The 24,245-nt window shown below is 70.6% G+C and carries 25 protein-coding genes; 11 read left to right on the top strand and 14 right to left on the bottom strand.

The genetic code is table 11. The features are described from left to right. Window positions 1–139 precede the first annotated feature (139 nt). Together J2850_RS14325 and J2850_RS14320 are read left to right on the top strand one after the other, a co-directional pair. Window positions 140–847, top strand: coding sequence for a Crp/Fnr family transcriptional regulator (locus J2850_RS14325; protein ID WP_209982728.1), 708 nt, complete (start codon window positions 140–142; stop codon window positions 845–847). Between the two features lie 207 nt (window positions 848–1,054). Beyond that, entirely contained in the window at window positions 1,055–1,723 is a 669-nt protein-coding gene (locus J2850_RS14320; protein WP_209982726.1) for an MT-A70 family methyltransferase, read from the top strand. Window positions 1,724–1,765: 42 nt separating this feature from the next. On the opposite strand, the gene J2850_RS14315 is transcribed toward J2850_RS14320, so the two are convergent. From J2850_RS14315 to J2850_RS14305, 3 genes are all read right to left on the bottom strand, one after another. Next, on the bottom strand, window positions 1,766–2,413 hold the full coding sequence (locus tag J2850_RS14315; RefSeq protein WP_209982724.1) for an HAD family hydrolase: 648 nt from the start codon (window positions 2,411–2,413) through the stop codon (window positions 1,766–1,768). 13 nt (window positions 2,414–2,426) lie between these two features. Then, on the bottom strand, window positions 2,427–3,191 hold the full coding sequence (locus J2850_RS14310; RefSeq protein ID WP_209982722.1) for a DsbA family protein: 765 nt from the start codon (window positions 3,189–3,191) through the stop codon (window positions 2,427–2,429). Window positions 3,192–3,354: 163 nt separating this feature from the next. Beyond that, window positions 3,355–4,764: a M48 family metalloprotease gene (locus tag J2850_RS14305; RefSeq protein ID WP_209982720.1), complete on the bottom strand. Its 1,410-nt coding sequence runs from the start codon at window positions 4,762–4,764 to the stop codon at window positions 3,355–3,357. Between the two features lie 109 nt (window positions 4,765–4,873). Here J2850_RS14305 and J2850_RS14300 point away from each other — a divergent pair, with 109 nt between their 5' ends. Continuing rightward, window positions 4,874–6,157: a gamma-glutamyltransferase gene (locus tag J2850_RS14300; protein WP_307354412.1), complete on the top strand. Its 1,284-nt coding sequence runs from the start codon at window positions 4,874–4,876 to the stop codon at window positions 6,155–6,157. A 46-nt stretch (window positions 6,158–6,203) separates the two neighbouring features. Then, window positions 6,204–7,367 (top strand): pyridoxal phosphate-dependent aminotransferase, encoded by a 1,164-nt coding sequence (locus J2850_RS14295; RefSeq protein WP_209982716.1) that lies wholly within the window; start codon window positions 6,204–6,206, stop codon window positions 7,365–7,367. Between the two features lie 146 nt (window positions 7,368–7,513). Here J2850_RS14295 and J2850_RS14290 read toward each other — a convergent pair whose 3' ends face one another. Continuing rightward, complete coding sequence (locus J2850_RS14290; RefSeq protein WP_209982714.1) at window positions 7,514–8,251, bottom strand: SDR family NAD(P)-dependent oxidoreductase; 738 nt, start codon at window positions 8,249–8,251, stop codon at window positions 7,514–7,516. A gap of 285 nt (window positions 8,252–8,536) precedes the next feature. On the opposite strand from J2850_RS14290, the gene J2850_RS14285 reads away from it, so the two are divergent. Further along, window positions 8,537–9,754: a ChaN family lipoprotein gene (locus tag J2850_RS14285; protein WP_307354413.1), complete on the top strand. Its 1,218-nt coding sequence runs from the start codon at window positions 8,537–8,539 to the stop codon at window positions 9,752–9,754. 34 nt (window positions 9,755–9,788) lie between these two features. Here the strand turns inward: J2850_RS14285 and J2850_RS14280 are convergent, their stop codons facing one another. Beyond that, a complete protein-coding gene (locus J2850_RS14280) occupies window positions 9,789–10,394 on the bottom strand; it encodes an NUDIX hydrolase (RefSeq protein WP_209982713.1) in 606 nt (201 codons plus the stop codon). Window positions 10,395–10,576: 182 nt separating this feature from the next. Between J2850_RS14280 and J2850_RS14275 the strand changes: the two genes are divergently transcribed. From J2850_RS14275 to J2850_RS14260, 5 genes are all read left to right on the top strand, one after another. Then, window positions 10,577–12,067: a DNA recombination protein RmuC gene (locus J2850_RS14275; RefSeq protein WP_307354414.1), complete on the top strand. Its 1,491-nt coding sequence runs from the start codon at window positions 10,577–10,579 to the stop codon at window positions 12,065–12,067. 120 nt (window positions 12,068–12,187) lie between these two features. Continuing rightward, the gene (locus tag J2850_RS14270) at window positions 12,188–12,376 is read left to right on the top strand and encodes a hypothetical protein (protein WP_209982711.1); all 189 of its coding nucleotides are present in this window, start codon (window positions 12,188–12,190) and stop codon (window positions 12,374–12,376) included. A gap of 187 nt (window positions 12,377–12,563) precedes the next feature. Continuing rightward, complete coding sequence (locus tag J2850_RS14265) at window positions 12,564–14,165, top strand: methyl-accepting chemotaxis protein (RefSeq protein ID WP_246513071.1); 1,602 nt, start codon at window positions 12,564–12,566, stop codon at window positions 14,163–14,165. Continuing rightward, a complete protein-coding gene (locus tag J2850_RS32220) occupies window positions 14,099–14,587 on the top strand; it encodes a PilZ domain-containing protein (protein WP_307354415.1) in 489 nt (162 codons plus the stop codon). The genes J2850_RS14265 and J2850_RS32220 overlap by 67 nt, the downstream gene beginning before the upstream one ends. 165 nt (window positions 14,588–14,752) lie before the next feature. Further along, on the top strand, window positions 14,753–14,956 hold the full coding sequence (locus J2850_RS14260; protein ID WP_246513070.1) for a hypothetical protein: 204 nt from the start codon (window positions 14,753–14,755) through the stop codon (window positions 14,954–14,956). Window positions 14,957–15,029: 73 nt separating this feature from the next. Here J2850_RS14260 and J2850_RS14255 read toward each other — a convergent pair whose 3' ends face one another. The 4 genes from J2850_RS14255 to J2850_RS14240 form a co-directional block, all read right to left on the bottom strand. Beyond that, window positions 15,030–16,109, bottom strand: a complete 1,080-nt coding sequence (locus J2850_RS14255) for a hypothetical protein (RefSeq protein ID WP_209982709.1) — start codon at window positions 16,107–16,109, stop codon at window positions 15,030–15,032. Between the two features lie 167 nt (window positions 16,110–16,276). Then, window positions 16,277–16,498, bottom strand: coding sequence for a DUF1150 family protein (locus tag J2850_RS14250; protein ID WP_209982708.1), 222 nt, complete (start codon window positions 16,496–16,498; stop codon window positions 16,277–16,279). Window positions 16,499–16,587: 89 nt separating this feature from the next. After that, a complete protein-coding gene (locus J2850_RS14245) occupies window positions 16,588–17,064 on the bottom strand; it encodes an Hsp20 family protein (protein ID WP_209982706.1) in 477 nt (158 codons plus the stop codon). 226 nt (window positions 17,065–17,290) lie between these two features. Further along, entirely contained in the window at window positions 17,291–18,424 is a 1,134-nt protein-coding gene (locus J2850_RS14240; protein ID WP_209982704.1) for an NAD(P)/FAD-dependent oxidoreductase, read from the bottom strand. 273 nt (window positions 18,425–18,697) lie between these two features. Here J2850_RS14240 and rpsD point away from each other — a divergent pair, with 273 nt between their 5' ends. Continuing rightward, window positions 18,698–19,312, top strand: coding sequence for a 30S ribosomal protein S4 (gene rpsD / locus J2850_RS14235; RefSeq protein ID WP_209982702.1), 615 nt, complete (start codon window positions 18,698–18,700; stop codon window positions 19,310–19,312). 117 nt (window positions 19,313–19,429) lie between these two features. On the opposite strand, the gene J2850_RS14230 is transcribed toward rpsD, so the two are convergent. From J2850_RS14230 to J2850_RS14210, 5 genes are read right to left on the bottom strand one after another with little or no spacing between them, the layout of a single operon-like run. After that, on the bottom strand, window positions 19,430–20,695 hold the full coding sequence (locus J2850_RS14230) for a PP2C family protein-serine/threonine phosphatase (protein ID WP_209982700.1): 1,266 nt from the start codon (window positions 20,693–20,695) through the stop codon (window positions 19,430–19,432). Next, window positions 20,692–21,924: a fused response regulator/phosphatase gene (locus tag J2850_RS14225; RefSeq protein ID WP_246513069.1), complete on the bottom strand. Its 1,233-nt coding sequence runs from the start codon at window positions 21,922–21,924 to the stop codon at window positions 20,692–20,694. Before J2850_RS14225 ends, J2850_RS14230 begins: the two co-directional genes overlap by 4 nt. Before the next feature lie 8 nt (window positions 21,925–21,932). Beyond that, window positions 21,933–22,718: an ATP-binding protein gene (locus J2850_RS14220; RefSeq protein WP_209982696.1), complete on the bottom strand. Its 786-nt coding sequence runs from the start codon at window positions 22,716–22,718 to the stop codon at window positions 21,933–21,935. 5 nt (window positions 22,719–22,723) lie between these two features. Beyond that, window positions 22,724–23,029: an STAS domain-containing protein gene (locus J2850_RS14215; RefSeq protein WP_209982694.1), complete on the bottom strand. Its 306-nt coding sequence runs from the start codon at window positions 23,027–23,029 to the stop codon at window positions 22,724–22,726. Window positions 23,030–23,085: 56 nt separating this feature from the next. Next, window positions 23,086–24,243 carry a methyl-accepting chemotaxis protein gene (locus J2850_RS14210; protein WP_209982693.1) on the bottom strand — a complete coding sequence of 386 codons (1,158 nt, stop codon included), beginning with the start codon at window positions 24,241–24,243 and terminating at the stop codon, window positions 23,086–23,088. Window positions 24,244–24,245 lie beyond the last annotated feature (2 nt).

Genomic DNA, 24,245 nt, shown 5'->3' with positions numbered 1-24,245 from the left:
CATACGGCCGTGTGCAAGCCGGTGGCTTTGTCCCGCCGATTGGTGCACAACGGTACCGCTGGGCTATCCCCTTAAGGGTCGCCCCTTAACGGTCGCTTTGGGGGCCGGCACGGTCCGCGGCAAGGGAAGCGAAGCTGTCATGAGCCAGACTCTCGGCAATCTGTCGGCGGACGACGCCGCCACCCTGAGGGCCATTCCCCTATTCGGCAAGCTGTCGGATCGCGCCCTGTCGCTGCTGGGCGGTGCCGCGATCGTACGCCCGGTGGTGCGCGGCTCCACCCTGTTCCTCCAGGACGAGATGGCGGACCGCTTCTTCGTGCTGTTCGACGGCTGGGTGAAGCTGTTCCGCCTGACCCGCGACGGTGCCGAGGCGGTGGTGCATGTCATCGGTCCGGGCGAGAGTTTCGCCGAGGCCGCGATGTTCGCCGACGGCAGGTTCCCGGTCTGCGCCGAGGCGGTCACCGACGCCCGCATCATGACGCTGACGGCGGAAGGCTTCGCCCGCTGCCTGCGCGAGGACGAGCGCATCGCCTTCGGCATGCTGGGCTCGCTGTCGATCCGGCTGCGCCATCTGGTCACCCAGATCGAGCAGTTGCAGGTCCAGCCGGCGCCGCAGCGGGTCGCCGCCTTCCTGCTCCGCTTCTGCCCGCCGGGCGACGGACCGGCGCAGTTCCAGCTTCCCTTCGACAAGGCCCTGATCGCACGCCGGCTGGGCATGCAGCCGGAAACCCTGTCCCGCGCCCTGGCCAAGCTGCGGCCGGCCGGCGTGGACACGCAGGGGCTGGCCGTGACGGTGGCCGACCGCGCCGCCCTGCGCGCCATGGCCGAGGCGGCCGAGGACGAGTGACGCCCGGCCCCGCCGGGATGGCCTGTCGGGAGGAGCGCGGGACGGCTCCGGGATGGGGTGGCGCCGCGGTGTGACAGCGGCGGCTCGGGTGTTCTGGGACGGTTGACGGCGCTGGTCCCCCGTGCGAGTTTGCACCCCTTCGGCGCCTCCCTTTCGGTGGTGGGAGAAGCGTCCGACGGCTCCGGGTACAGGGATTTCGAGGCAGCGATGGGCGACAGCAAGACGGTGGCGGCGGCATCGGACCCGGCGCGGGATCTGGTGGCCTTCGCCGGTGACCGGCGCTTCGCCACGGTGATGGCGGACCCGCCCTGGCGTTTCGTCAACCGCACCGGCAAGATGGCGCCGGAGCATCGCCGCCTGTCGCGCTACGGCACCATGACCGTGGAGGACATCTGCGCCCTGCCGGTCGCCGACATCGCCGCCCCGACCGCGCATCTCTACCTGTGGGTTCCCAATGCCCTGCTGCCGGAAGGGCTGCAGGTGATGCGGAGCTGGGGATTCGAGTACAAGACCAACCTGATCTGGCACAAGGTGCGCAAGGATGGCGGTTCCGACGGCCGCGGCGTCGGATTCTATTTCCGCAATGTGACCGAGCTGATCCTGTTCGGCGTGCGCGGCAAGAAGGCGCGCACGCTGCCGCCCGGCCGCACCCAGGTCAACCTGATCGAAAGCCGCAAGCGCGAACACAGCCGCAAGCCCGACGAGCAGTATGAGCTGATCGAGGCGTGCAGCCCCGGCCCCTATCTGGAGATGTTCGCCCGCGGCGCCCGTCCGCAATGGGCGGTGTGGGGCAACCAGGCCGACGACAGCTACGAGCCGACCTGGAAGACCTACGCCTACAACTCCGCCACCGACCGCGAGGCGGCGGCGGAGTAGGCGGGACGGCTGCAGCAGCCCCCCTCTTACAGCAGCCCCCCCTTACAGCAGCCCCAAGTCCGTCAGGTCGCGCCGCAGCGCCTCGGCGCCGAGGAACAGGTGCGCCGACATGCCGGTCGACCTTGCGGCCTCGACGTTGTCCGGGTTGTCGTCGATGAAGAAGCACTGCCTGATATCGAGCCCGTAACGGTCCGCCAGCAGCCTGTAGATCGCCGGGTCTGGCTTCACCAGCCGTTCCTCTCCGGAGACGATCAGGCCGTCGAAGCCGTTGAGGAAGTCGAAGCGCCTGCGGGTCAGCTCGAACTTCTCGGCCGAGAAGTTGGTGATGGCATAGACCGGAACGCCGCGCGCCTTCAGCTCGGCGAGGATTTCCGGCGTGCCGGGGATCGCGCCCGGCACCATCCGCTCCCACATCTCGTCATAGGCGCGGATCAGCTCGGCGCAGTCGGGATGCTCGGCGGTCAGCAGCGCGACCGCGTCGCTCCAGGGCCGGCCGCGGTCCTGCTCCAGGTTCCAGGCGGGCGTGCACACCCGCTCCAGGAAATCCTCCATCAGGTCCTCGTAGCCGTCGAACAGCTCGCGGTAGAGGTGGCGGGGGTCCCACTCGATCAGCACCTGGCCGATGTCGAACACGACGATGCTGGGGGTGCCGGCGGCGGTCGCCGCCGGTGCCTCGGTCGATGCGGTCATGGAATTGCCGTCCTCAGCCCTTGGCGCGGGCGGCGTCGACCAGCCGCTTCATCTCGTCGAGCTTGATGGCGCCCGGCACCAGCTCGTCGCCGAAGACGAAGCCGGGGGTACCGTGGATGTTGAGCTTCTCGGCCAGGGCCTGGTTGGCGGCGATCACCTTCAGGACGTCGGGCGAGTCCATGTCCTTCTTCAGCCGGTCGGTGTCGAGCCCGACCGACTTGGCGAGGCGCATGATCACGCCCTCGTCAAGCTGGCCGCGCTGGGCCATCAGGGCGTTGTGGAACTCCATGTACTTGCCCTGCGCACGGGCGGCGAGCGCCGCTTTGGAGGCGACGAGCGACGCCGGGCCCAGGATCGGGAATTCCTTCAGGACGAAGCGCAGCTTCGGGTCGTCCTTGATCAGCTTCTGGGTGTCCGCCTGCACCGCCTTGCAGTAGCCGCACTGGTAGTCGAAGAACTCCACCACCGTGACGTCGCCCTGCGGGTTGCCGGCGACCGGGTCGGCCGGGCTGCGCAGCAGCGCCTCGCGGTTCTCGGACAGCGCCCGGCGGGCCTCTTCGGCCTCCGCCGTCTTCTGGCGCTGCTGCATGGCGTCGACGGACTGGAGGATGATCTCCGGATGCTCCATCAGGTAGTCGCGGACGATCTTCTCGATGGCCGCCTTCTGGCTGCTGTCGAAGGCCGCCGACTGGGCGCGGGCCGGCAGGGCGGCGGACAGCGCCAGCGCCGCGACGGGCAGCGCAAGCAGGGCGGAACGCAGGGGCAGGGCGGAACGCATGGGAACAGTCTCCGAATCTCGGGAACAATGGGTCCGAAGGCCGCCCACACTGGACCGACAATCCCGTCCCGACAAGCGCAAAGCGAGGGAAGTTGACCACAAGATCGCGTGATCGGTGCGGCGGGGGCGGTTCGGTGGCCGGTGGGCCGGTGCGGGGCCGCGGTCAGGGCCTGCCGCCGGCCTGCGTGCCTCCGGCCTGGCCTCCGCCCGCTTGGGCACCGCCCGTCTGGCCACGGATGTCCTGGGCGCGGATCCAGCCTGGCGAGCCGGCGGGGAGCAGCCGTTCGGCCCGTTCCGCCTGGGCCTTGGCCATCGGCAGGTCGCCCCGCGCCAGCGCTTCCTCCGCGGTGGCGTAGGCGACCATGCCGTCGTTCTTCTTCATGCTCCAGGCCTGGGCGGTCAGCCGCCACAGGAAGGCCGACTGCGCCTTGCCCTTGGCGGCGATCTGCAGGTTCTTCAACGCCTCGTCCGCGACGCCCGGATCATGCTGCTCCAGCAGGGCATGGGCCAGCGAGACGCGGATGCTTCCGGCCTCGGAGCCGGCCAGATCGACCGCCTTCCGGTACGGGGCGACGGCATCGACCGCCCGGCCGGTCTGCAGCATCAGGTCGCCCTTCATCTCGTAGAGATAGGGATTGCGCGGCTCCTGGGCGATCAGCCCGTCGACCAGGGGCGTCGCCTGCCGGACGTCGCCCTGGCGGAAATAGGCGTAGGCGCGGCCGTAGCGCGCCGCCGCCGACGGATCACTCGCCTTGTAGCGCTGCAGGGCGCCGCGCGGGTCGAGATAGCCGTAAAGCTTGGCCTGGATGCGCTGCAGGTCGGCCTCCGTCGCCGCCGGCAGCCGGGCGTCGGAATAGCGGGAGCGGGCGACGAAGGCCTTTACGGCGTCGATGCGCTCGCGGGTCAGCGGGTGGGTCAACCGGTAGCCGGCATCGCGGTCGTTCAACAGCGGCTCGCCGACCCCCAGCTTTTCCAGGAAGGTTTCCATCCCGCGCGAGGAGATGCCGGACTGCTCCAGGTAGGACAGGCCGGCCTGGTCGGCCGAGGCCTCCTGCGTTCGCGAGAAGGACAGGAAATTCCGTTCCGCCAGATGCTGGCCCAGCATGACGCCCGCGGCGCCGGCGCCGGCATTGCCGGACGCGATGCCGCCGACGATGCCGAGGCCGATGCCGATCAGCGACGAGAGGAAGGCGTTGTCCATCGCCTCGGTCCCGCGGACCAGATGGCCGCCGGAGATGTGGCCGGTTTCGTGGGCGATCACGCCGAGGAGCTGTTCGGCGTTGTCGACGGTCAGCAGCAGTCCGGTGTGCAGGAAGATGTTCTGCCCGCCGGCGACGAAGGCGTTCACCGAAGGGTCGTTGATCAGCAGGATCTGCACGGAGTCGGGGTCGACGCCGGCCGCCTGGAAGATTGGCCGTGCCATCTTTCGAATGATATGGTCCGTCTCGGCGTCGCTGAGGACCTGCATGTCCGCGCGGCGCTGCGCGCTTGCCGGTGGCGCTCCCCACACCAGCGACATCAGACACATGGACATGATGGCGACGACCGAAACCAGCCTGCTGGGCTTGCGCACCGTGACGACCTCCGGCTTGGAACAGCGGAATCCCGCGCGCGACCGGCGGAACTCCGGGCCGCGACACACTCGCCTGCGAATCTGGCGACGGTTGGGCGCGGTTGCCATAGTGGCATCACTGCTCACCGGCTGCGTCAACACCAAGTTCAAGACCGACGCCATGGTGCAGAGCTTCGTCGCCGCCGACGAACCCTATGCCGCCGGGATCGGGCGCGACATCCTCGCCCAGGGCGGCCGGGCCGGCGACGCGGTCGCCGCGATGGCGCTGGCGATGACCGCCAGCCTGCCGTCGCGCGTCGGGCTGTCCGGCGGCGGCGTCTGCGTCCTGTTCGACAGTGCCAGCAAGCAGGCCCGCACCGTCGATTTCCTGCCGCGCCCGGCCAGCGCCGGCGGAGCGGCCATGCCGGCGATGCTGCGCGGCCTCTATGCCGTCAAGGCGTCGGTCGGCGTGCTGCGCTGGGAGCAGGTCGTCGCTCCCGCCGAACAGCTCGCCCAGTTCTCCCCCGGTCTCAGCCGTGCGCTGGTGCAGGACCTCGAGCGCTTCGGCGGGCGCCTGGCGCCGGAGTCCGAGGCCCGCCGCCGCTTCCTCGGCAACGGCGTGCCGTCGGTCGGTGCGGTGGTCGGGCAGCCGGAGCTGGCGGCCACCCTGTCGCTGATCCGCCGCGAGGGCGTCGGCGCCTTCTATGCCGGGCCGCTGTCGGCCACGGTGGCGCAGGGTCTCGGCCTCGACCCGGCGGCGCTGCGCGCCTACCAGCCGCGGGTCGCCGGCACGCTGACCGTGCCCTTCGACATCACCAACCTGCATCTCCCCGATCTTCCGGTGCCGGAGGCCGGGGCCGCGCTGGTGAAGACGTGGCAGGCGGTGGCCGGCCTGCCCGCCGGCCAGCGCGTCACCCGCGCCGCCCAGCTTCTCGGCGCCACCGGCAGCGGTCCGGCCGCCGCCGGTGCCGGGGTGGTGGTGATCGACCAGGACGAGAACGGGGCCGCTTGCACCTTCACCCAGGGGGCGCCGTTCGGCAGCGGCCGCACCATCCCCGGAACCGGCATGCTGGTGGCCCAGGGGGTGGAGAGCGGCGGCTTCGGCACGCCGGCGCTGATCGCCAACTCCATCGTCGGCCGCACCCTGTTCGCCGCCGCCGGCACCGCCACCGGCGACGATGGCCCGGCCGCCGGTCCTGCCGCCCTGCTGTCGGCTGCCCTGCCGGCGGCATTGGACGACAGCGTGACGGCGGCGGACATCCAGTCCTCGCGTCCCCAGGGGCTGCCGGGGCGGGTCAGCTTTGTCGGATGCCGGGTGTCGCGCGAGGATGGAGTACGCTATTGCCAGACGGCGGCCGACCCGAAGGCCGGTGCCTTGGCGCTGACCGCCGAGAGTGAACGCAAGCGCGAGTGACGCCGCCGGGTCCGGCGTGCTGGCAGGGTTCGAGAGACGGGAAACGATGAGCAAGCAGCCCAAAGTGTCGAAGCGGGGCGCGATCCCGCCCTTTTTCGTGATGGAAGTCATGCGCGCCGCCGCCGAGCGCGAGGCGGCCGGGCTCGAGGTCCTTCACATGGAGGTCGGCCAGCCCTCCACCGGCGCGCCCAGGGGCGTTGTCGACGCGGCGGCGTCCGCGGTGGTCGGCACCGACCCGCTGGGCTACACCGGGGCGCTCGGCATCCCGCCGCTGCGGGCGGCGATTGCCAAATGGTACAAGGACCGCTACGGCGTCGAGGTGCCGGAACGGCGGGTGGTCGTCACCACCGGCTCGTCGGGCGCCTTCCAGCTCGGCTTCCTCGCCGCCTTCGATCCGGGCGACCGGGTGGCGATGGCCTCGCCCAGCTATCCGGCCTATCGCCACACCCTGACCGCCGCCGGCGTCATCCCGGTGGAGCTGCCGACCGGCCCCGAGCACCGCTTCCAGCCGACGGTCGAGCTGCTCGACGCGCTGGAGCAGCCGGTGCAGGGACTGATCGTCGCCAGCCCGGCCAACCCGACCGGCACCATGCTGAGTCGCGAGGAACTGACGGCCCTGTCCGGCTGGTGCGAGCGCAACGGCGTGCGCATGGTGTCGGACGAGATCTACCATGGCCTGACCTACGGCACCGGCGCGGTCACCGCGGCCGAGGTCAACCAGGACGCCCTGGTGGTCAACAGCTTCTCCAAATACTTCTCGATGACCGGCTGGCGGCTGGGCTGGATGATCGTGCCGGACGACCTGCTGCGGTCGGTCGAGTGCCTGGCGCAGAACCTGTTCATCTCCGCCCCCACCCTCAGCCAGGTGTCGGCGGTCGCCGCCTTCGACTGCACCGAAGAGCTGGACGGCCACGTCGCCCGCTACGCCCGCAACCGGGCGCTCCTGCTGGAGGAACTGCCGAAGGCCGGGTTCGCCAGGCTCGCCCCGGCCGACGGCGCCTTCTACATCTACGCCGACGTCTCCGACCTCACCGACGACAGCGAGGCGCTGGCCAAGCGGATCCTGGAGGAGACCGGCATCGCCTGCACCCCCGGCATCGACTTCGACCCGGCCCGCGGCCGCCGCTTCCTGCGCTTCAGCTTCGCCGGATCGGAGGCCACCATCGCCGAGGCGGCGCGCCGGCTGATCGCCTGGCGGGCCGGGAAGTAGCGAGCGGTCCTGCCCCCTCCCTAACCCTCCCCGCTCTCGGCCGGCCATAGGCCGGTCCGATCGCGGGAGAGAGGGTTTCTCCCTCCCCTGCGGAGCGGGGGAGGGTCGGGGAGGGGGCTGGACGTGGCCTCAGAAAAGACGCTGCCTCAGAACAGGTGCTGGCCGCCGGTGACGAAGGTTTCGGTTCCCGTCACATAGGCGGAATCGGGGCCGCAGAGGTAGAAGATCACCGCGGCCACGTCCTCCGGCGTGCCCATGCGCTTCAGCGGGATGCGCGGGATCAGCACGTCGTATTCCGGGCCGGTCATCGCCGTCTCGATCTCGCCGGGGGCGACGGCGTTGACGCGCACGCCGATCTCGGCGAACTCCACCGCCATCTCGCGCGTCAGGCCGGACAGCGCGGCCTTCGAGGTCGAATAGGCCGATCCGGCGAAGGGATGCACGGAATGGCCGGCGATGGAGGTGATGTTGACGATCGCCCCCTTCGCCCGCGACAGCGGCGCGGCGAAGCCGCGCGCCAGCACCAGGGCGGCGAAGAAGTTCAGTTCGAACACCCGGTGCCACCCTTCCAGCGACCCGTTAAGGCAGCCCAGCCGCTCCTTGATCGGGGTTTTCGGCGACACGCCGGCATTGTTGATCAGCGCATGCAGGGCGCCGCCGTCCAGCGCCTTGTTCGCCTCCTCCACGAAGGCGGCGCGGCTGGCCGGGTCGGACAGGTCGGCCGGGATATGGTGTGTCCAGTTGGGGTCGCGCCGGCAGTGCTCCGGCACATCCTCGCGCGAGCAGGAGATGACGCGCCAGCCTTCGGCGCTGAAACGGGCGACGGTGGCGTGTCCGATACCCCGGCTGGCGCCGGTGAGGATGACGGTCTTGCGATGCGGCATGGGGGCGCTTCACGAATGATTGCGGTCGGCGGCGGGGCGGACGCGCTGGGAACGGCCTGGCCTGCGCCTCGCGGGCTGCGGGCGTGCGCTGCTTGGCATGCTCCGCCTGCCGGCCCTCCTCCGCCGCCGGCGATCCTACCCGCCGCCGCCGCACCTGTCATCCGTCGCCGCTCGGGCGGTCCCCGATGCGCGCGGCCGAACGCCGCAACGGGACCTTTGCGCCATTGACGCGGCGGCGGCGGCGCCCAACCTTGCCGCCTGCACCCAGAGCGACGGAGCCAGCCTGTGCGAAGCCTGCCAGCCCGCCTCCTTTCCGTCCGGCCCGGCGGCCTGCGGACCATCCTGCCGGCGGCGGTCGCCCTGGCGCTGTGCACGGCCGGCGCCCTGGCGCAGGAGGTCCAGCGGACCGGCTGCGTGCCGCCCGGAATCTGGGCCGACGGCACCGGCGCGGCCGTGGAGCCGGTGCCGCTGCTGCGCCGGATCGCCGACAGCCCGGTCGTCCTGCTGGGTGAACAGCATGACCGGCCGGACCATCACCGCTGGCAGCTCCACACCCTTGCCGGCCTGCATGCGCTCAACCCCGACGTCGCGGTCGGGCTGGAGATGCTGCCGCGCCGCCTCCAGCCGGTGCTCGACCGCTGGGTGGCTGGCGACCTTACGGAGGAGGAGTTCCTGCAGCAGACCGACTGGCGGACGGTCTGGGGCTTCGATCCGCAGTTCTACCTGCCGATCCTGCAATTCGCCCGGCTGCACCGGCTGCCGGTGGTGGCGCTGAACGTCGAGCGGTCGTTGATCAGCCGCACCGCCCGCAACGGCTGGAGCGCCGTCCCCGAGGCCGAGCGGGAGGGCGTCGGCACCCCGGCCGCTCCTTCCGCCGACTACCGTGCCCGCCTGAGGGAGGCGCTCGCCGCCCATGACCGCAGCGAATCGCAGGCCGACCCGGCCTCGTCCGCCGGGGACCCGTCCACCCGCTTCATCGAGGCGCAGACCGTCTGGGACCGTGCGATGGCCGAGAAGATCGCCGAGACCCGCAGGGTCACCGGCCGCCTCGTCGTCGGCATCCTGGGGGAGGGGCATGCCGCCCACCGGGACGGGATTCCCCATCAGCTCGCCGATCTGGGGGTTGCCGACAGCGTGGTGCTGCTGCCCTGGGACGCCGACCGCGATTGCGGCGAGTTGGACGGCCGCATCGCCGACGCCGTCTTCGGCCTGGGCGTCGAGCCGCGGGAGAACGCCCCGCCGCCGCCGAAGCTCGGCGTGCAGCTCGGTCCGGCGCCGGACGGGGTGGCGGTGTCGACGGTCAGCGACGGCAGCGTCGCCGCCGCGGCCGGCATCCGGGCGGGCGACCGCATCCTGAATGCCGCCGGCAGTTCGTTGCGCGCGCCGGCCGACCTCGTCGCCATCATCCGCCGCCAGGCACCCGGCACCTGGTTGCCGCTGACCATCCGACGCGACGGGGCGGAGCAGGAGCTTGTGGCGAAGTTCCCGGTTCAGGCGCGCTGACGGCGGATGCCCGCTCCTGCGCCGGGCCGTCCTGCTACAGCATCCGTTCCCAGCGCGCGAGCGCCTCGGGGGTCGGGTTGACCGCCGGAGCGCAGTCGGTGCCGCGATCCCGGCGCTCGCGGTGCTCCCGCAGCGCCCAGTGCACGGTCGGGAAGGCGATCTCGTCCCAGGGGATGTCCTCCCAGGCGAAGAGGCCGACCTCCAGGCTTTCCGGCCCGGGCGCGACGTCGGGGGAGAGCAGGCGGGCGCTGAAGATCATCTGCACTTGGCTGATGCGCGGGATGTCGTAGATCGCCAGCAGGTGGTCGATCCCGATGCGGGCGCGCGCCTCCTCCCACGCCTCGCGGGCAGCGCCCTCGCGGGTGCTCTCGCGCTCCTCCATGAAGCCGGCAGGGAGGGTCCAGAAGCCCTTGCGCGGCTCGATGGCGCGGCGGCACAGCAGGATGCGGCCATCCTCCCAGGTGGCGACCGCTCCCACGACGATCAGCGGATTCTGGTAGGCGATGTAGCCGCAGTCGGGGCACATCAGCCGTTCGCGGTCCTCCCCGGGCGGGATGGCGCGTACACGCGGCCCGCCGCAGGGCGGGGCACAGGACGGGGAAGCGGTGGCGGGGGTGTCTTCGGGCGTCTCGTCGGGCATGGCTTCCGATATGGCGCGGTCCCCTCCGCCCGGCAAGCGGGGAAAGCGGGGGCCTTGCCGTGGCATCGGCGCCCGGGCGGGGCCGTTCGCGCCTTGTTCCAATTCGTGTTTCGTTCCGATAGGCTGTGCCGGGCGACAGGCCTTGCGGGAAGCCGCTGAACGGGTCGGGTGCGGGAGAACGGGTGTTGACGCAAATCGCGGTGAATGGGGTCGCGGTGAATGGGGTCACGGCCTATGGGATGACGGTTGACGGCCCGTCCCTCGGCCTGGGGCTGCTGGCCGGGCTGCTGCTGGGCGCGCTCGTCGCCTGGGCGGTGCTGCGGTCGGTCGCCGGCCGGGCGGAGGCCGCCGCCGCCGCGTTGCAGGCGGAGTTCGCCGTCCGCCTCGATCACGCCGAACGGGCCGAGGACGACCTGCGCGAGGAGATCGAGGCGCGCGACCACCAGATCGCCCGGCTGCACGGCGAGATCGCCACCGCGCGCGAGCGCCACGCCCAGCTTGCCACCCGGCTGGAGGCGGAACGCACGGCGGCGGCCGACAAGCTGGCGCTGCTGGAGCGGGCGCAGGCGGCGCTGGCCGACAGCTTCAAGGCGCTGTCGGCCGAGGCGCTGCACCAGAACAACCGCAGTTTCCTCGACCTGGCGCGCGAGACGCTGTCCGGCTTCCAGGAGCAGGCGAAGGGCGACCTCGACAAGCGGCAGACCGCCATCGCGGCCGTCGTCGATCCGGTGCGGCGGTCGCTGGAGGCGATGGACCGCCAGATCCGCGACCTCGAGACGGCGCGGGCCGGTGCCTATGAAGGGTTGAAGCAGCAGGTGCTGTCGCTGGCGGAAACCCAGACCCAGTTGCGGGCGGAGACCGGCAACCTGGTGCGCGCCCTGCGCACGCCGGCGGCCCGCGGGCGCTGGGGCGAAATCCAGCTCCGCCGGGTCTGCGAGATGGCGGGCATGCTCGACCACTGCGACTTCGTCGAGCAGGCGACGGTGGACAGCGGCGCCGGCCGGCTGCGCCCCGACCTGATCGTCACCCTGCCGGGCGGCAAGACCATCGTCGTCGACGCCAAGACCCCGCTGGAGGGCTATCTCGACGGCATCCAGGCGACCGAGGAGACGGCCCGGCGCGAGGGCCTCAACCGCCATGCCCGCCATGTGCGCGAGCACATGAAGCAGCTCGGCACCAAGGGCTATTGGGACCAGTTCGACGACAGCCCGGAATTCGTCGTGCTCTTCCTGCCGGGCGAGAATTTCTTCTCCGCGGCTTTGGAGCAGGATCCGGCGCTGATCGAGGCGGGCATCGACCACCGCGTCATCCTGGCCACCCCGACGACCCTGATCGCGCTGCTGCGCGCCGTCGCCTACGGCTGGCGGCAGGAGCGGCTGGCCGACAACGCCCGCGAGATCAGCGCCCTGGGGGCCGAGCTGTACAAGCGCCTGTCCGACCTCGGCGGCCACATGGAGCGGCTGGGCGGCCAGCTCGACAAGGCGGTGGGCTGCTACAACAGCGCCGTCGGCACGCTCGAAAGCCGGGTGCTGGTGAGCGCCCGCCGCTTCCGCGAGCTGCATGCCACGCCGGAAACGGCGGACATGCCGTTGCTGGAACCCCTCGATCACAGCCCCCGCCGCCTGCAGGCGGCCGAGCTGCGGGAAGCCGTCGGCGGCAGCGCGGCCGAGTGACGTCCCTGCGGCATTTTGTCCCGGCCATGGGCGGCCGACGGCCGGCGGCGGCGCTGCGGAACGGGTCTGTCCATGCTATCCATGGCCGCCCATTGGCTTAGACAGTGACGAGACCACCCGATGACGGACCAGACCGGACCCGATCACACCCTCCGGTGCGAGCGCTGCGCGAATCCCTATCCAGCCAGTGAGCCGGGCTGCCCGCGCTGCCGGTCAATCCGCCGTTCCAACGCGGTGATCGTGGCATTGCTCGTGATGCTGGTGATCCTCGCCCTGGTCGGATGGGTCGGCACGCTGGCGTTGACCTGAGGATGTTGCCGGCAGCGTGACGCTGTGTTCGCCATGGACTGCACAATTCTTGCTCAAACCGCTCAACGAAATATCATTTCCCGGAAGGCTGATAACCGAGCAATTTTTGCTCTTGTCACAAATCTGCTAATTTGAGAAGCAAACCCTGCCGCCGCTTTTGGCCGTCCTCATCAGGCAGGGTCGCAACATGCTGAAGAATGTCAGGATCGCTGCGCTCACCAACCTGTTCGGCGTGGCCGTCGCCCTGGGGTTCCTGGCGGTGGCCGTCACAGGCATGCTGGCGATCCGGGAGCTGAAGGTCGGGGGACCGATCTACCAGCGCATCGTTCTCGGCAAGGATCTGATCGCCGATATCCTGCCACCTCCGGAGTATGTCATCGAAGCCTATCTCGAGGCGACGCTGGCCCTGCAGGACCCGGCATCGGCGGATCGGCGCCGCGCGCGTCTGGCGCAACTGCGCAAGGACTATGACGAGCGCCACGACTACTGGCTGCAGGAGAGCTTCGAGCCGGCGATCCGCGACAAGCTGACCCGGACCTCCCACCTGCCGGTGCAGCGCTTCTGGACGGAGATCGAAGCGAATTTCCTGCCGGCTCTGGTCCGGCGGGACGTGGCGGCGGCCACCGCCTCCTACAAGGTGATCGCCGACGCCTATGCCGCCCACCGTGCCGTCGTCGACGAGATCGTGGCGGAGACCACGCGCTACAACAACCGGACGGAGGTCTATGCCGATGATCGCGAGGCGTGGTTCGTCGGTGCGGTGTGGGCGGTCTCGGCCCTGGTGCTGGTGGTGGTGAGTGCGGGCGTGCTCGGCATCAGGCGCCGCGTCGTGCGGCCGGTCGGCGAACTCACCGCGGCCATGCGCACCCTGGCCCAGGGCAACCTCGCCGTGACGATCCCGGAGGCCGGGCGCAACGACGAGATCGGCGCCATGGCGCAGGCCCTGCGGGTGTTCAAGGAGAATGCCGAGGAGGCCGACCGGCTGCGCCGCCGGCATGACGAGGAGCGGGAGCGGGCCGGACGCGAGAAGCAGGCGGCGCTGCTACGCATGGCGCAGACCGTGGAGACCGAGGCATCGAACGCCGTCGACGCGGTTGCCGGCCAGACCAGCCAGATGGCGGTCAACGCCACGCGGATGGCGGATTCGGCGCGGGCCGTGGGGGACAACAGCCAGGCCGTGGCTTCCGCCGCCGACCAAGCGTTGGCGAACGCCCAGACCGTGGCCGCGGCCTCCGAGCAGCTCAGCGCCTCGATCCGCGAGATCGCCAGCCAGGTCGGCGCCTCGACGGCGATGACCGCCGGGGCGGTCGAGGCGTCGCTTCGTGCCGAAGAGACGATCCGCCACCTCGCCGAAGCGGTGGCCCGCATCGGCGAGGTCACCGACCTGATCAACGACATCGCCGGCCAGACCAACCTGCTGGCGCTGAACGCCACCATCGAGGCGGCCAGGGCCGGGGAGGCCGGAAAGGGGTTCGCCGTCGTCGCCGGGGAGGTGAAGCAGCTCGCAAGCCAGACCGCCAGGGCGACCGACGAGATCGAAGGGCAGATCGATGCCATCAAGTCGACCACCGCGCAGGCGGTCAACGCCGTCCGCGCCATCGCCGAGCGGGTGCGCGGGGTGGAGGGCGTCTCGGCCATCGTCGCCGCCGCGATCGAGGAGCAGGAGGCCGCCACCGGCGAGATCGCGCGCAACGTCGCCAGACCTCGGCCGCGGCGCGCGAGGTGGCCGCCCGCATCGCCGCCGTGTCGCGGGAGGCGGCGGCCGCCGGCGAGCGGGCGGGGGAGGTGAACGACCTGTCCGGCAGGGTTGCCGCCGGGATCGACCAGCTTCGCCGGGTCCTGATCGCGGCGATCCGCACCGCGACGCCGGAGGTCAACCGGCGGGCGGCGCCACGCTACCCGTTGAACCGGGCGGGACGCATCACCGTCGGCGGTCAGGAGGTGCCGGTGACCGTCGACAACGCGTCGGAAGGGGGAGCCCAGGTAAGCGGCGTGCCGCAGGGAGTGTGGGACCGCCTGGCGGAGGGGACGCCGCTGCACCTCGTCCTGCCTGGGCTGGAGCCCGTCGCGGCGACGGTGCGCACGCTGGAGCGGGCGGCCGGTGGCCGCCTGCATGTGACCTTCATCGTGCCGGACGTCGAGCGCGACCGGTTCGTCGACCGCTTCCGCCGCCTCGCCGCCGGACTGGTTCCGCTGGACCAGGCCGCCTGATCGGCTGCCAGCCGCCGGCCGCCGTCGCGCGGGAGCGGCCGGGAGGCCGGGCGCAAGGCGGATTACAGCGAATTCATGACGATGGGCGGGGCCTTGGGGCCAGAATGGGGCCGTGAAGCCAATGGAAGACCGGGTCAGCCGGCCCGCCCCGAAAGCCCCCGCGTCATGAGCGACACCACCGTCTGTCCCTATTGCGGTTCCGATTACGGCCATGGTCCGGATGACTGTCCGTTGTGCCGGTCGGCCCGGCGCAAGGACCTGATCGTGCGCATCGTCATCGGGCTGATGTTCCTGATCCCGGTCCTGACACTGGTGGCGACGATGCTGGTCGACGCCGGGACCGGGGCGAGGCTGCTGTCGCTCGGCTGACGGCGTGTCGGCTGACGGCGTGATGGCCGAGGACGGCTGGGCGGTATCGCCCGGTTGCCCGACGGGAGCGGCGTCAGAGCACGCCGGTGCGTGCCGACTGTTCCAGCGCCTTGATGTGCGAGAGGCCCGGGAGGATTTCCGACTTCACGAATTCCATGCGGCGGTTGGGGCCGCCGCCGCCGCGGGCGAAGCGGTGCTTCCACAGGTCCATCTTCACCGCCAGGCCGCACAGCACGCCGCCGATGGTGATGTGGTGGGAGCTGATCAGCTCGCGGATCGAGCGGAAGGTGTCGGCGTTGATGTCGCTCCAGAAATCCTTGGAGCGGTTGTCGAAGCTCTCGAAGCGGCCGGTGATCGAGGTCGAGATGTCGGTCAGGTCGCGGGCGATGTCGTCGAGCAGCCGCATCTGCCGGGAATCACGCTTCACCTCGGCGGAGCTGCGGATCTCGCCCATCCAGGTGACGAAACGCTGCACTTCCGGAACGATCTCGTCCAGGCATTTGCGGAAATAGGCCAGCGACAGGAAGATGTCGCCATACTCTTCCAGGAACTGCGGGATCTCGGTCAGGCCGATGTCCAGCCGGTCGGCCATCATGCGCAGATTGCGCAGCGCCTCGTCCCGGTTGGGGTTGGCGAACATCTGGATGATGTCGCTGACGTCGGACACCTGGACCTCTTCCGTGCCGTAGACGTATTCCATCAGCGGGCGCGTGAAGATGCGCATGTAGCTGGTCAGCTCCGCCTTCTTGCGGTCGGACAGCGTCAGCGAGTCGACGTTGTTGACGTCGATGTTGAGCCGCCGCAACTCGATGCGCGAGGAATAGACGTCGAAGCTTGAGGCGGTGCCGATCTTCTCGAGCTTCACGAGATCGCGTTCGATCTCGTCCTTGTAGGATTCGAAATAGCCCGGGAGGTGTCGGGGCGTGACCTGCCCGCTGCCGGCCTGGGCATCGCGGAACATCTCCACCACCGTCTGCAGCCGGACGTTCTTGATCAGCCGGGCATGCTGGAGCCCCGGGGTCTCCAGGGGGATCGAGGAAAGCGGGAGGATGTGCAGCGCGTCGCGGGCCTCGTCGTCCCAGGTCCTGCGCTTTTCCCCCTCCGCCGGAGCCTCTTTCGACTCCCGCGCGGTATCGTTCGCCCCGCCGTCCAACCGTCCGTCTCCCGATGCCTTAGCGCTTGCGGTCCGAAGTATTGCAGGCGCTACCTTACAGCACGAGTCAGGGCTGACAAGGATCGAGATGCCGCGTCCTGCAACGCGATGGGGGCAGCAGCGGGCGGCCGGCGCCCCGCGCCGGACCCGCCCTTGCGCCGTGGCGGTCAGTGCAGGCTGACCGGCTCCATGTCATTCTGGACGATGGCGGCGAAAGCCAGCTCACGGCCGTCGACCACGCTCAGCGGCGTGCCGTCGGCGGCATGGATGGCGAAGGCCGCCACGCCGTCGACCTCGACCGGACGGACATAGGCGACGTCGCCCAGTCCGAAGCTGGCGAAGTCCTGGGCCGAAATCTGGCGGAGCTGGCTGTGGATGTCGTTGATCATGGTCATCGTCTCCCCGCGGCTCCCCGCATGGGCGGCCGCGCGTAAGGAATGTCTGGAAAACTGCTGCGGACCGGTCCCGGCGGGCGCGGTCAGTCGCCCTTGCCGTCGGTCGACATGTCGATCGTGCGGGGCATGCCGGCCCCCGCAGCCTTCTTGGGCTGCTCGATCTTGATGGTGCGGACCTTCGGCTCGGGCATCGGGCGGGTCAGGTCGATGTTGAGCAGCCCGTTGTCGAGCGAGCAGCCCACCACCTCGATCCCTTCCGCCAGGACGAAGCTGCGCTGGAACTGGCGCGCAGCGATGCCGCGATGCAGGTAGATCCGCGACTTGTCGTCGGTCTGCCGGCCGCGGATGACGAGCTGATTGTCCTCGATCTGCACCGACAGGTCGTCGGAGGTGAAGCCGGCCACGGCGAGCGTGATGCGCAGGCCGTCATCGCCGATCTGCTCGATGTTGTAGGGCGGGTATCCCTCGGCCGAATTCTTGGCGATGCGGTCGAGTGTCCGTTCGAACTGGTCGAACCCGAGCAGCAGCGGGCTGTTGAAGAGCGAAAGGCGAGTCGTCACGACGCATCCTCCTCACGACGGGAGCGAGTTGCGGAAGGTGGGCCCGTTTCCGGCGCCCGGCGGATCGGCGGCCCAGCCCATGCCGGCGCCGCCATGCCTATAGATTGGGAGATGCGGGGTCGCGGTCAAGAACCTTGCCGCCGAGATGGCATGGTCGGGTCGGGATTTCCTGCGGCTGGAGCGTGACCGGTTCGCGCGGCCTCGCTCGAACCGCGAAGCACACGGGCTAGTCCAGCGTCGCGGCGACCGCGTCGGCGATGGCGAGGCAGGAGGTCAGGCCGGGGGATTCGATGCCGAACAGGTTGACCAGCCCGTCGATCCCATGGGTCTGCGGACCCTGGATCAGGAAATCGGCCTGCGGCTCGCCGGGGCCGCTCAGCTTCGGCCGCACGCCGGAATAGGCCGGCACCAGCGCCCCGTCCGGCAGCCCCGGCCAATAGGCGCGGACCGCGCCGTAGAAGGCGTCGGCACGGGCGGGGTCGACGGCATAGCCGATTTCATCGGTGCCGATCCCGCTGCCGATCCCGCTGCCGAGCCACTCGACGTCGGGTCCGAAACGGGCCTGCCCGGCGAGGTCGAGCGTCAGGTGGACGCCGAGCCCGCCATCCACCGGCACCGGATAGACCAGCCGGGAGAAGGGCGAGCGGCCGGCCGCCAGCGCGTAGTAGTTGCCCTTGGCGAGCACCCGCGGCGGCACATGCTCCGCGGCCATCCCCTCCAGGCCGCGGGCGACCGCCCAGGCGCCGAGACCGGCGGCGTTGACCAGGGTGGAGCAGGCGAGGCGCATCGGCTCCGCGCCGCCGACTTCCAGCTCGAAGCCGGCGGCCGTCCTGTGCGAGCGCTCCAGCGGGCTCAGCAGGGCCAGCATCGCCCCGGCGTCCTCGGCATCGCCGAGCAGGGCCAGCATCAACCCGTGGCTGTCGATGATGCCGGTCGAGGGGGACAGCAGCACGCCGACGGTGCGCAGGTTGGGTTCCCATGACCGGGCGGTCGCGGCGTCGATCTCGGTCAGGTCGTCGACGCCGTTGGCCGCCGCCTGGGCGCGGATCGCCGCCAGCTTCGGCAACTGCGCCTCTTCGGTCGCGACGATCAGCTTCCCGAGGCGGCGATGCTCCACCCCGTGGCTGGCGCAATACGCGTAGAGGGCGTCGCGGCCCGCCACGCAGAGCCGGGCGCGCAGGCTTCCGGTCGGATAGTAGATGCCGGCGTGGATCACCTCGGAGTTGCGCGAGCTGGTGCCGGTGCCGATGGCATCCGCCGCCTCCAGCACGATCACCTCGCGCCCGGCCCGCGCCAGGCGGCGCGCCACCGCCAGACCCACCACGCCCGCACCGACCACCACGCACTCGACCCGTTCCATCGGTTTCGCCCCGTTCACGTCCAGCCGTTGCAGGGGAGCCCAAAAGGGCGCCCCCGCGCAAGGGGGAGCCGCAAAGGGCGCGCGGGGCCGCCCATGGCCGCCGTGCCTGCGCCGCACGCATCGCGCTTGACTCCGCCGCGTCAATGGATATTGTGCGCGCCTTCACCTCCTGGGAAAGCGGGCGCGCGCAGACTTCAGCGCCCCGTCCGTCGCCGGTCGGGCGACGGAACTACCGGGACAACATCAACTCGTGTCCAACGAGGCGTGAGAGTTATGAGCAAGCGTCAAGAGTCCAAGTACAAGATCGACCGCCGCCTCGGCGTCAACCTCTGGGGCCGCGCCAAGAGCCCGCTGAACAAGCGCGAGTACGGCCCGGGCCAGCACGGCCAGCGCCGCAAGAAGCCGTCGGACTACGGCCTGCAGTTGATGGCCAAGCAGAAGCTGAAGGGCTACTACGGCAACATCGGCGAGAAGCAGTTCCGCCGCATCTATGCCGAGGCCGTCCGCCGCAAGGGCGACACCGGCGAGAACCTGGTCGGCCTGCTTGAGCGCCGCCTGGACGCCGTCGTCTACCGCATGAAGTTCGCGCCGACCCCGTTCGCCGCGCGCCAGATCATCAACCACGGCCACATCCTGGTCAACGGCCGCCGCCTGAACGTCGCGTCGGCCCGCCTGAAGGACAACGACACCGTCGAGGTGCGCGCCAAGTCCAAGCAGATGGCGCTGATCCTGGAGTCGGTCGCTTCCAACGAGCGTGACATCCCCGACTACCTGGACGTCGACACCAGCGCCCTGAAGGGCCGCTTCGTCCGCGCCCCGCTGCTGGCCGATGTCCCGTACCCGGTCCAGATGGAACCGAACCTGGTCATCGAGTTCTACTCGCGCTGATCGGTCGGTTTCCGCCGCATGCGAAAAGGCCGCTCCTCCGGGAGCGGCCTTTTTGTTTGGCCGTCCTGCGGCGAGCCGCGCGGGCCTTGCGCGCGGCCCTTTCGTGCGGCCGGCGGCTCACCCCCGCCGCGTCAGCAGCAGCGCCGTCAGGTCGTCGTCGATCGGGCCGGCGGCATGCAGGTCCCCGACCAGTCCGGCCAGCAGGCGGGCACCATCGGGGTCCCGCATCCGGCCCGCCAGCAGGGCGGCGAGCCCGGTATCGTCCAGCACCTGATGGCCGCCCTCCTGCCCGCCGGTCGGGATCTCGATGGCGGCGTCGGAATAGAGGAACAGGCGGGCGCCGGGCGGCAGGGGAAGCTCCCTGTCTTCATAGGATGCCGAGGCGAGGAGCCCCAGCGGCAGGCCGCTGCCGTCCCCCAGCCGCGGCGCCTCGTCGCCCGGCAGCCAGAGCATCGGCGCCGTCGAGCCGGCCGAGGCGTAGCGGAACACCCCGGCCACCGGATCGACGAGCCCGGCCAGCATCGTGGCGAACTGCCCGGTCGGCAGCAGCCTGCACAGCCGGCGGTTCACCGCGGCCAGGAAGGCCGCCGGGGTGTCGGCGGTGCTGTCGGCCTGCCGGCAGATGGCATCCAGACGGAAGGTGTTGAGTGCGGCGCCGACGCCGTGGCCGGAGAAATCGACCAGATAGACGGCGATGCGGCCGCCGGGCAGCGTCTGGATGCCCCAGAAGTCTCCGCCCAGCTCCGAGGACGGGGCGAAATGGGCCTGCACGGCGACGCCGGTTTCCGCCTCAAGCTCTGCCAGGCGCGATGGACTGGGCAGCAGCCGTTCCTGCATGCTGCGGGCCAGCATCAGCTCGGCCCGGGTGCGGCTGTGGTAGCGTTCCAGGTCGCGCAGCATCAGGTGCTTGCGGATATGGATGCGGACGCGGGCCAGCAGCTCGACCGCGTTGATCGGCTTGGTCACATAGTCTGTCGCCCCGGCAGCGAAGGCGCGGATCCGGTCTTCCACCCGGTTCAGGCTCGATTGCGCGAGGACGGGCAGCGACCGCCAGCGCGGGTCGGCCCGCAGCCGCCGGCACATCTCGAAGCCGTCGAGCTGGGGCATCATCAGGTCGAGAAGCACAAGGTCGGGCTTGAAGCGTTCCATGCAGGCAAGCGCGTCGTCGCCGTCCTCGGCCTGTTCGACCGACGTGATGCCCCCGCGTTCCAGCAGCGCCAGCAGAAGGTGGCGGTTGATGCGGTTGTCGTCGACGATCAGGACCCGCGCGCCGGCGATGCCGTCGGTAAGCTGGTCGGCCTCCGCCGCCGGCGAGGCCGTTTCCCTCCCCGGTTCCGACCGCGGCCTTTGCCGTGGCTCCAACTCCGGCCCGTCACCGTTCATGGTCCGCCGTCCCGCCTGATCCATACCAGCGTGTGGTCGTCGCTGCTGGCTTCGCCCAAGGCCAGCCCCAGGGCGCCGACCACATGGTCGAAGCCGCCGCCTTCGGCGACCGCGCAGGCGATCAGCCAGCCGAGCCCGATGCCGGTGCCGCCGGCGTCCAGCGCCTGCAGCACGGCGACGGAGTAGAGGGCCAGCACCGCCCCGGGCGGCAGTTCCATCGTCTCGGCATGGTAGCGGGTGCCGACGGCGGCACCGATCGGCAGGCCGGTGGAGGAGCCGAGGGCCGGTGGCGAGCCGTCGCACAAAATCATCGGCGGAGCGCTGTCGGCCGAGGCGTGGACGAACCGTCCGGCCTCGCCGTCGACCACGCCGTAGGTGATGGTCGCCCGCTCGCCCTGTTCCAGCAGCAGGCAGGCGCGGTCGTTCAGCGCCGTCAGGAGGGCGGCCGGATCGCCGCCCTTTTCCGGTCCAAGCTCGTGGAGCAGGGTATGCAGGCGGAAGGCATTCAGCGCCGCCGACACGCCGCGGCCGGGTACGTTCAGCAGATAGACGCCGAAGCGCCGGCGGTCGAGCGGGAGGAGCCCCCAAAGGTCGCCGCCCAGAAGCGGGGAAACCGCGCTGTGGGCGCGCAGGCTGCAGCCGGCCGACCCGGCCACGGCGGCGCAGCCGGCCGGCGTCGGCAGCAGATGCTCCTGCATCGAGCGGGCGATGGCCAATTCGGCCTCCACCCGGGAGCGATAGAACTGGAGGCGCCGGATCAGCATGCCGCTCTCCAGGTGGATGCGCACGCGCGCCAGGAGTTCCGTCCGCTCAAGCGGCTTGGAAATCAGGTCCGTGGCTCCGGCGGCGAAGGCCCTGTTGCGGTCCTCGCCCGCCGACAGGGCGGTCTGCACCAGGATCGGCAGGTCGGCGGTCTCCGGCATGGCGCGCAGGCGGCGGCAGACCTCGAACCCGTCCATCCCCGGCATCATGATGTCGAGGATCAGCAGGTCCGGCGTGCCGGCTGCGATCATCTCCATTGCCTGCGGGCCGTCCTCGGCGAAGGTCACGAAACGGAACCCGGCCTCGTCGAGAAGCGCCCCGATCAGCGTCCGGTTGATGGCGATGTCGTCGACGACAAGGACGCGGCAATCCAATATCCCGTCGTCAGCGGTCGCGGCGGCCGGGCTGTCGAGGCCGGCCCGGGAGGAGTCGTGCGGGGGATCGGTTGCGCTGACGGGCGGGCTCATGGGCGGACTCATAGGTGGAACCTCAGCCGGATGCGCCGGCCGCCGTCGGCGATCTCCAGCCCGTCGGCGATCGACCCGATCAGGTCGAGGCCGCGGCCGGACGCGCCGGAGCCCGGTCTCGGGTCATGGTGGTGGCCGCGGTCGGGGGCGAACCCTGCGCCTTCGTCGGCGATGTCGACCGAGGCGGCGCGCTGCCCGTCCCCACCGACCTCCAGCCTCACCGCGATGGCGATGCGCCGCGCCGCCAGGACGGGATCGGCCAGCCGGGTCTCAAGGTCGCGCGAGAACCGGTCCAGCTCGGCGGCGCTCAGTTCCTTCATGCCCGAAACGCCGAGGTTGCCGTGGACCAGCGCGTTGCTGATCGCCTCGTGCAAGGCGAGTTCGACGTCGCCCCGCCGCTCGCCGGCCAGCGGGCAGCGGGCGGTCAGGGCGGTGAGCAGCCTGGCGCCGAGATGCAGGTCGTGGGCGGTGGCGGTGGTCACGTTGACGTAGAGATCGGCGGCGGCGGCGGCGTCCATCAGCGACCGCAACGAAGGGCCGGGATCCTCCGCGGCATCGCGGCAGGGAACCACCTCCACCCAGGCGGCGAAGGGCGGCTGCCACAGCGCATCGGCATCGGCACCGGCCGGACCCGCCAGCAGGAGGGCGAGCGGACCGCCACCCGCCTCCGGTCCGGCCGGCGGCAGCCCCAGCGCCCGCGCCAGCCGCGGCAGGCCGCCGTCCGGCAGCGACGGACCGTGGACGCCGGCGAAGTGCGTGCGCAGGCCGGGCTGGAGGGTGGCGCCGTCGCTCACTCCGGTCAGTCCTCGATCGGGACGATCTTCGCGATCTGCGCCACGGTCAGCACCCGCTTCACCTGCCCCCCGGCGGCACGCAGGATGAGCTGCTTGTCGGCATTGGCCATTTCCTCCCGCGCGATCAGCAGCATGCCGATCCCGGCGGAGTCGACGAATTCCAGCGACGACAGGTCGAGCACCTGGCGCCTTGCCCGGTTCTGGCCCATCTCGCCGATCAGCGTGCGCAGCTTGCCGTGGTCGTTGAAGGTGAGGCGGCCGCGCAGGCAGACCACCGCCTCCTGGTCACGCACTTCGATGCCGTAATCCATGGTGCCGGTCTTTCGGAAAGGTTGGGTCCGATCCTACAAACGGACCCGGTGACGTGCTAGAAGAGTTCGATGTCGCCGCCCGTGCCGTCGCTGCCGGCATCGAGGTCGAGCACGCCGTTCTCGTCCAGTGCGGTGCCTTCCAGCAGCAGCTTGCGCACGAAGCGCTGGCGCATCTCGCTCAGGGTGAAACGGCCGAGAAGCTGGTCCAGCCATTCCTGCGGCTCGCGCACGCCGATGCCCGGAGGCACCTCGGCGCGGATGCGCGCCTCCAGCTCGCCCAGGCCGGCGCCCATGATGACGAGGCTGTCGTTGATCGCTTCGATCCGCTGCTTGGTGAGGTCCTGGAACTGCATGCCGGTGACGACATGCGCGATGGTGGCGGACATGTCGGAGGACACGGCGGCGGCCGTCTGCAGCACCGACTGGAAATGCGCGGTCTGCTCGACCAGGCTCTCCATCGTCTTGTCGATGCGTTCCTTCGCCAGCATCTGCGGCGACATGTCGGTGTTGGCGATCTGGCGCAGGATGTCGTGGCCGTTGCGCACCCCCTTCACCACCGCGGTCACCTTGCTGCGCATCCGTTCGGCGAGATCGCCGGTCGAGCGGGACAGGTGGCGCACCTCCTGCGCGACCACGGCGAAGGTCCGCCCGGCGTCGCCGGCACGGCTGGCCTCGATGGTGGCGTTCAACGCCAGGAAGTTGGTCTGGCGGTTGATGCCGTCGATGTCGCCGATCGACTTCTCCAGTTCGGCGACGTCCTTCTGCACGTCGTCCAGCAGATAGACCATGCTCATGGCGTGGCGCGACAGGGTGACGATGTTGGTCACCATGTCGGTGATCACGTCCTGCATGGTGACGACCAGCGTGTCGAGCGGCACGCGCTCGCCGTCGATGTCGACCGATCCGGCCTTGTCGACGATCTCCGCAACGCGTTCCGACTGGTCCAGGGCCTTTTGCGCCAGTTCGCGGAACCGGTCGGACAGGTCGAGAGTGGAGCTTTCCACATGGTCGGAGGTGCGGGTCAGCTCGCCGCGCAGGATGTCGAGCGTGCGCCGCTGTACGTCGGCGAAGCCGAGCCATGTCGACAGCAGGTCGGCGGTGACGGCGACCTTGTCGCCGTCCGCCGGATGGGCGGCCTCCGGTTCGCTGGCGCCCGGAAGGGCCGAGGGGCTCGGCGTCGCGGTGTGGCGGCTGGCGGCGTCGGGAAAGGCCATTG

It is taken from the genome of Azospirillum picis (assembly GCF_017876115.1).
GTDB classification, from domain to species: Bacteria; Pseudomonadota; Alphaproteobacteria; order Azospirillales; family Azospirillaceae; genus Azospirillum; species Azospirillum picis.
This window is presented reverse-complemented; position numbering and strand designations above follow the sequence as displayed.

What these genes read in the sequence shown, in the direction of transcription:
- J2850_RS14325 (WP_209982728.1), top strand. Translation starts at nt 140, where the DNA reads ATGAGCCAGACTCTCGGCAATCTGTCGGCGGACGACGCCGCCACCCTG.
- J2850_RS14320 (WP_209982726.1), top strand. Translation starts at nt 1,055, where the DNA reads ATGGGCGACAGCAAGACGGTGGCGGCGGCATCGGACCCGGCGCGGGAT.
- J2850_RS14315 (WP_209982724.1), bottom strand. Translation starts at nt 2,413, where the DNA reads ATGACCGCATCGACCGAGGCACCGGCGGCGACCGCCGCCGGCACCCCC.
- J2850_RS14310 (WP_209982722.1), bottom strand. Translation starts at nt 3,191, where the DNA reads ATGCGTTCCGCCCTGCCCCTGCGTTCCGCCCTGCTTGCGCTGCCCGTC.
- J2850_RS14295 (WP_209982716.1), top strand. Translation starts at nt 6,204, where the DNA reads ATGAGCAAGCAGCCCAAAGTGTCGAAGCGGGGCGCGATCCCGCCCTTT.
- J2850_RS14290 (WP_209982714.1), bottom strand. Translation starts at nt 8,251, where the DNA reads ATGCCGCATCGCAAGACCGTCATCCTCACCGGCGCCAGCCGGGGTATC.
- J2850_RS14280 (WP_209982713.1), bottom strand. Translation starts at nt 10,394, where the DNA reads ATGCCCGACGAGACGCCCGAAGACACCCCCGCCACCGCTTCCCCGTCC.
- J2850_RS14270 (WP_209982711.1), top strand. Translation starts at nt 12,188, where the DNA reads ATGACGGACCAGACCGGACCCGATCACACCCTCCGGTGCGAGCGCTGC.
- J2850_RS14265 (WP_246513071.1), top strand. Translation starts at nt 12,564, where the DNA reads ATGCTGAAGAATGTCAGGATCGCTGCGCTCACCAACCTGTTCGGCGTG.
- J2850_RS14260 (WP_246513070.1), top strand. Translation starts at nt 14,753, where the DNA reads ATGAGCGACACCACCGTCTGTCCCTATTGCGGTTCCGATTACGGCCAT.
- J2850_RS14250 (WP_209982708.1), bottom strand. Translation starts at nt 16,498, where the DNA reads ATGATCAACGACATCCACAGCCAGCTCCGCCAGATTTCGGCCCAGGAC.
- J2850_RS14240 (WP_209982704.1), bottom strand. Translation starts at nt 18,424, where the DNA reads ATGGAACGGGTCGAGTGCGTGGTGGTCGGTGCGGGCGTGGTGGGTCTG.
- rpsD (WP_209982702.1), top strand. Translation starts at nt 18,698, where the DNA reads ATGAGCAAGCGTCAAGAGTCCAAGTACAAGATCGACCGCCGCCTCGGC.
- J2850_RS14230 (WP_209982700.1), bottom strand. Translation starts at nt 20,695, where the DNA reads ATGAACGGTGACGGGCCGGAGTTGGAGCCACGGCAAAGGCCGCGGTCG.
- J2850_RS14225 (WP_246513069.1), bottom strand. Translation starts at nt 21,924, where the DNA reads ATGAGCCCGCCCGTCAGCGCAACCGATCCCCCGCACGACTCCTCCCGG.
- J2850_RS14215 (WP_209982694.1), bottom strand. Translation starts at nt 23,029, where the DNA reads ATGGATTACGGCATCGAAGTGCGTGACCAGGAGGCGGTGGTCTGCCTG.
- J2850_RS14210 (WP_209982693.1), bottom strand. Translation starts at nt 24,243, where the DNA reads ATGGCCTTTCCCGACGCCGCCAGCCGCCACACCGCGACGCCGAGCCCC.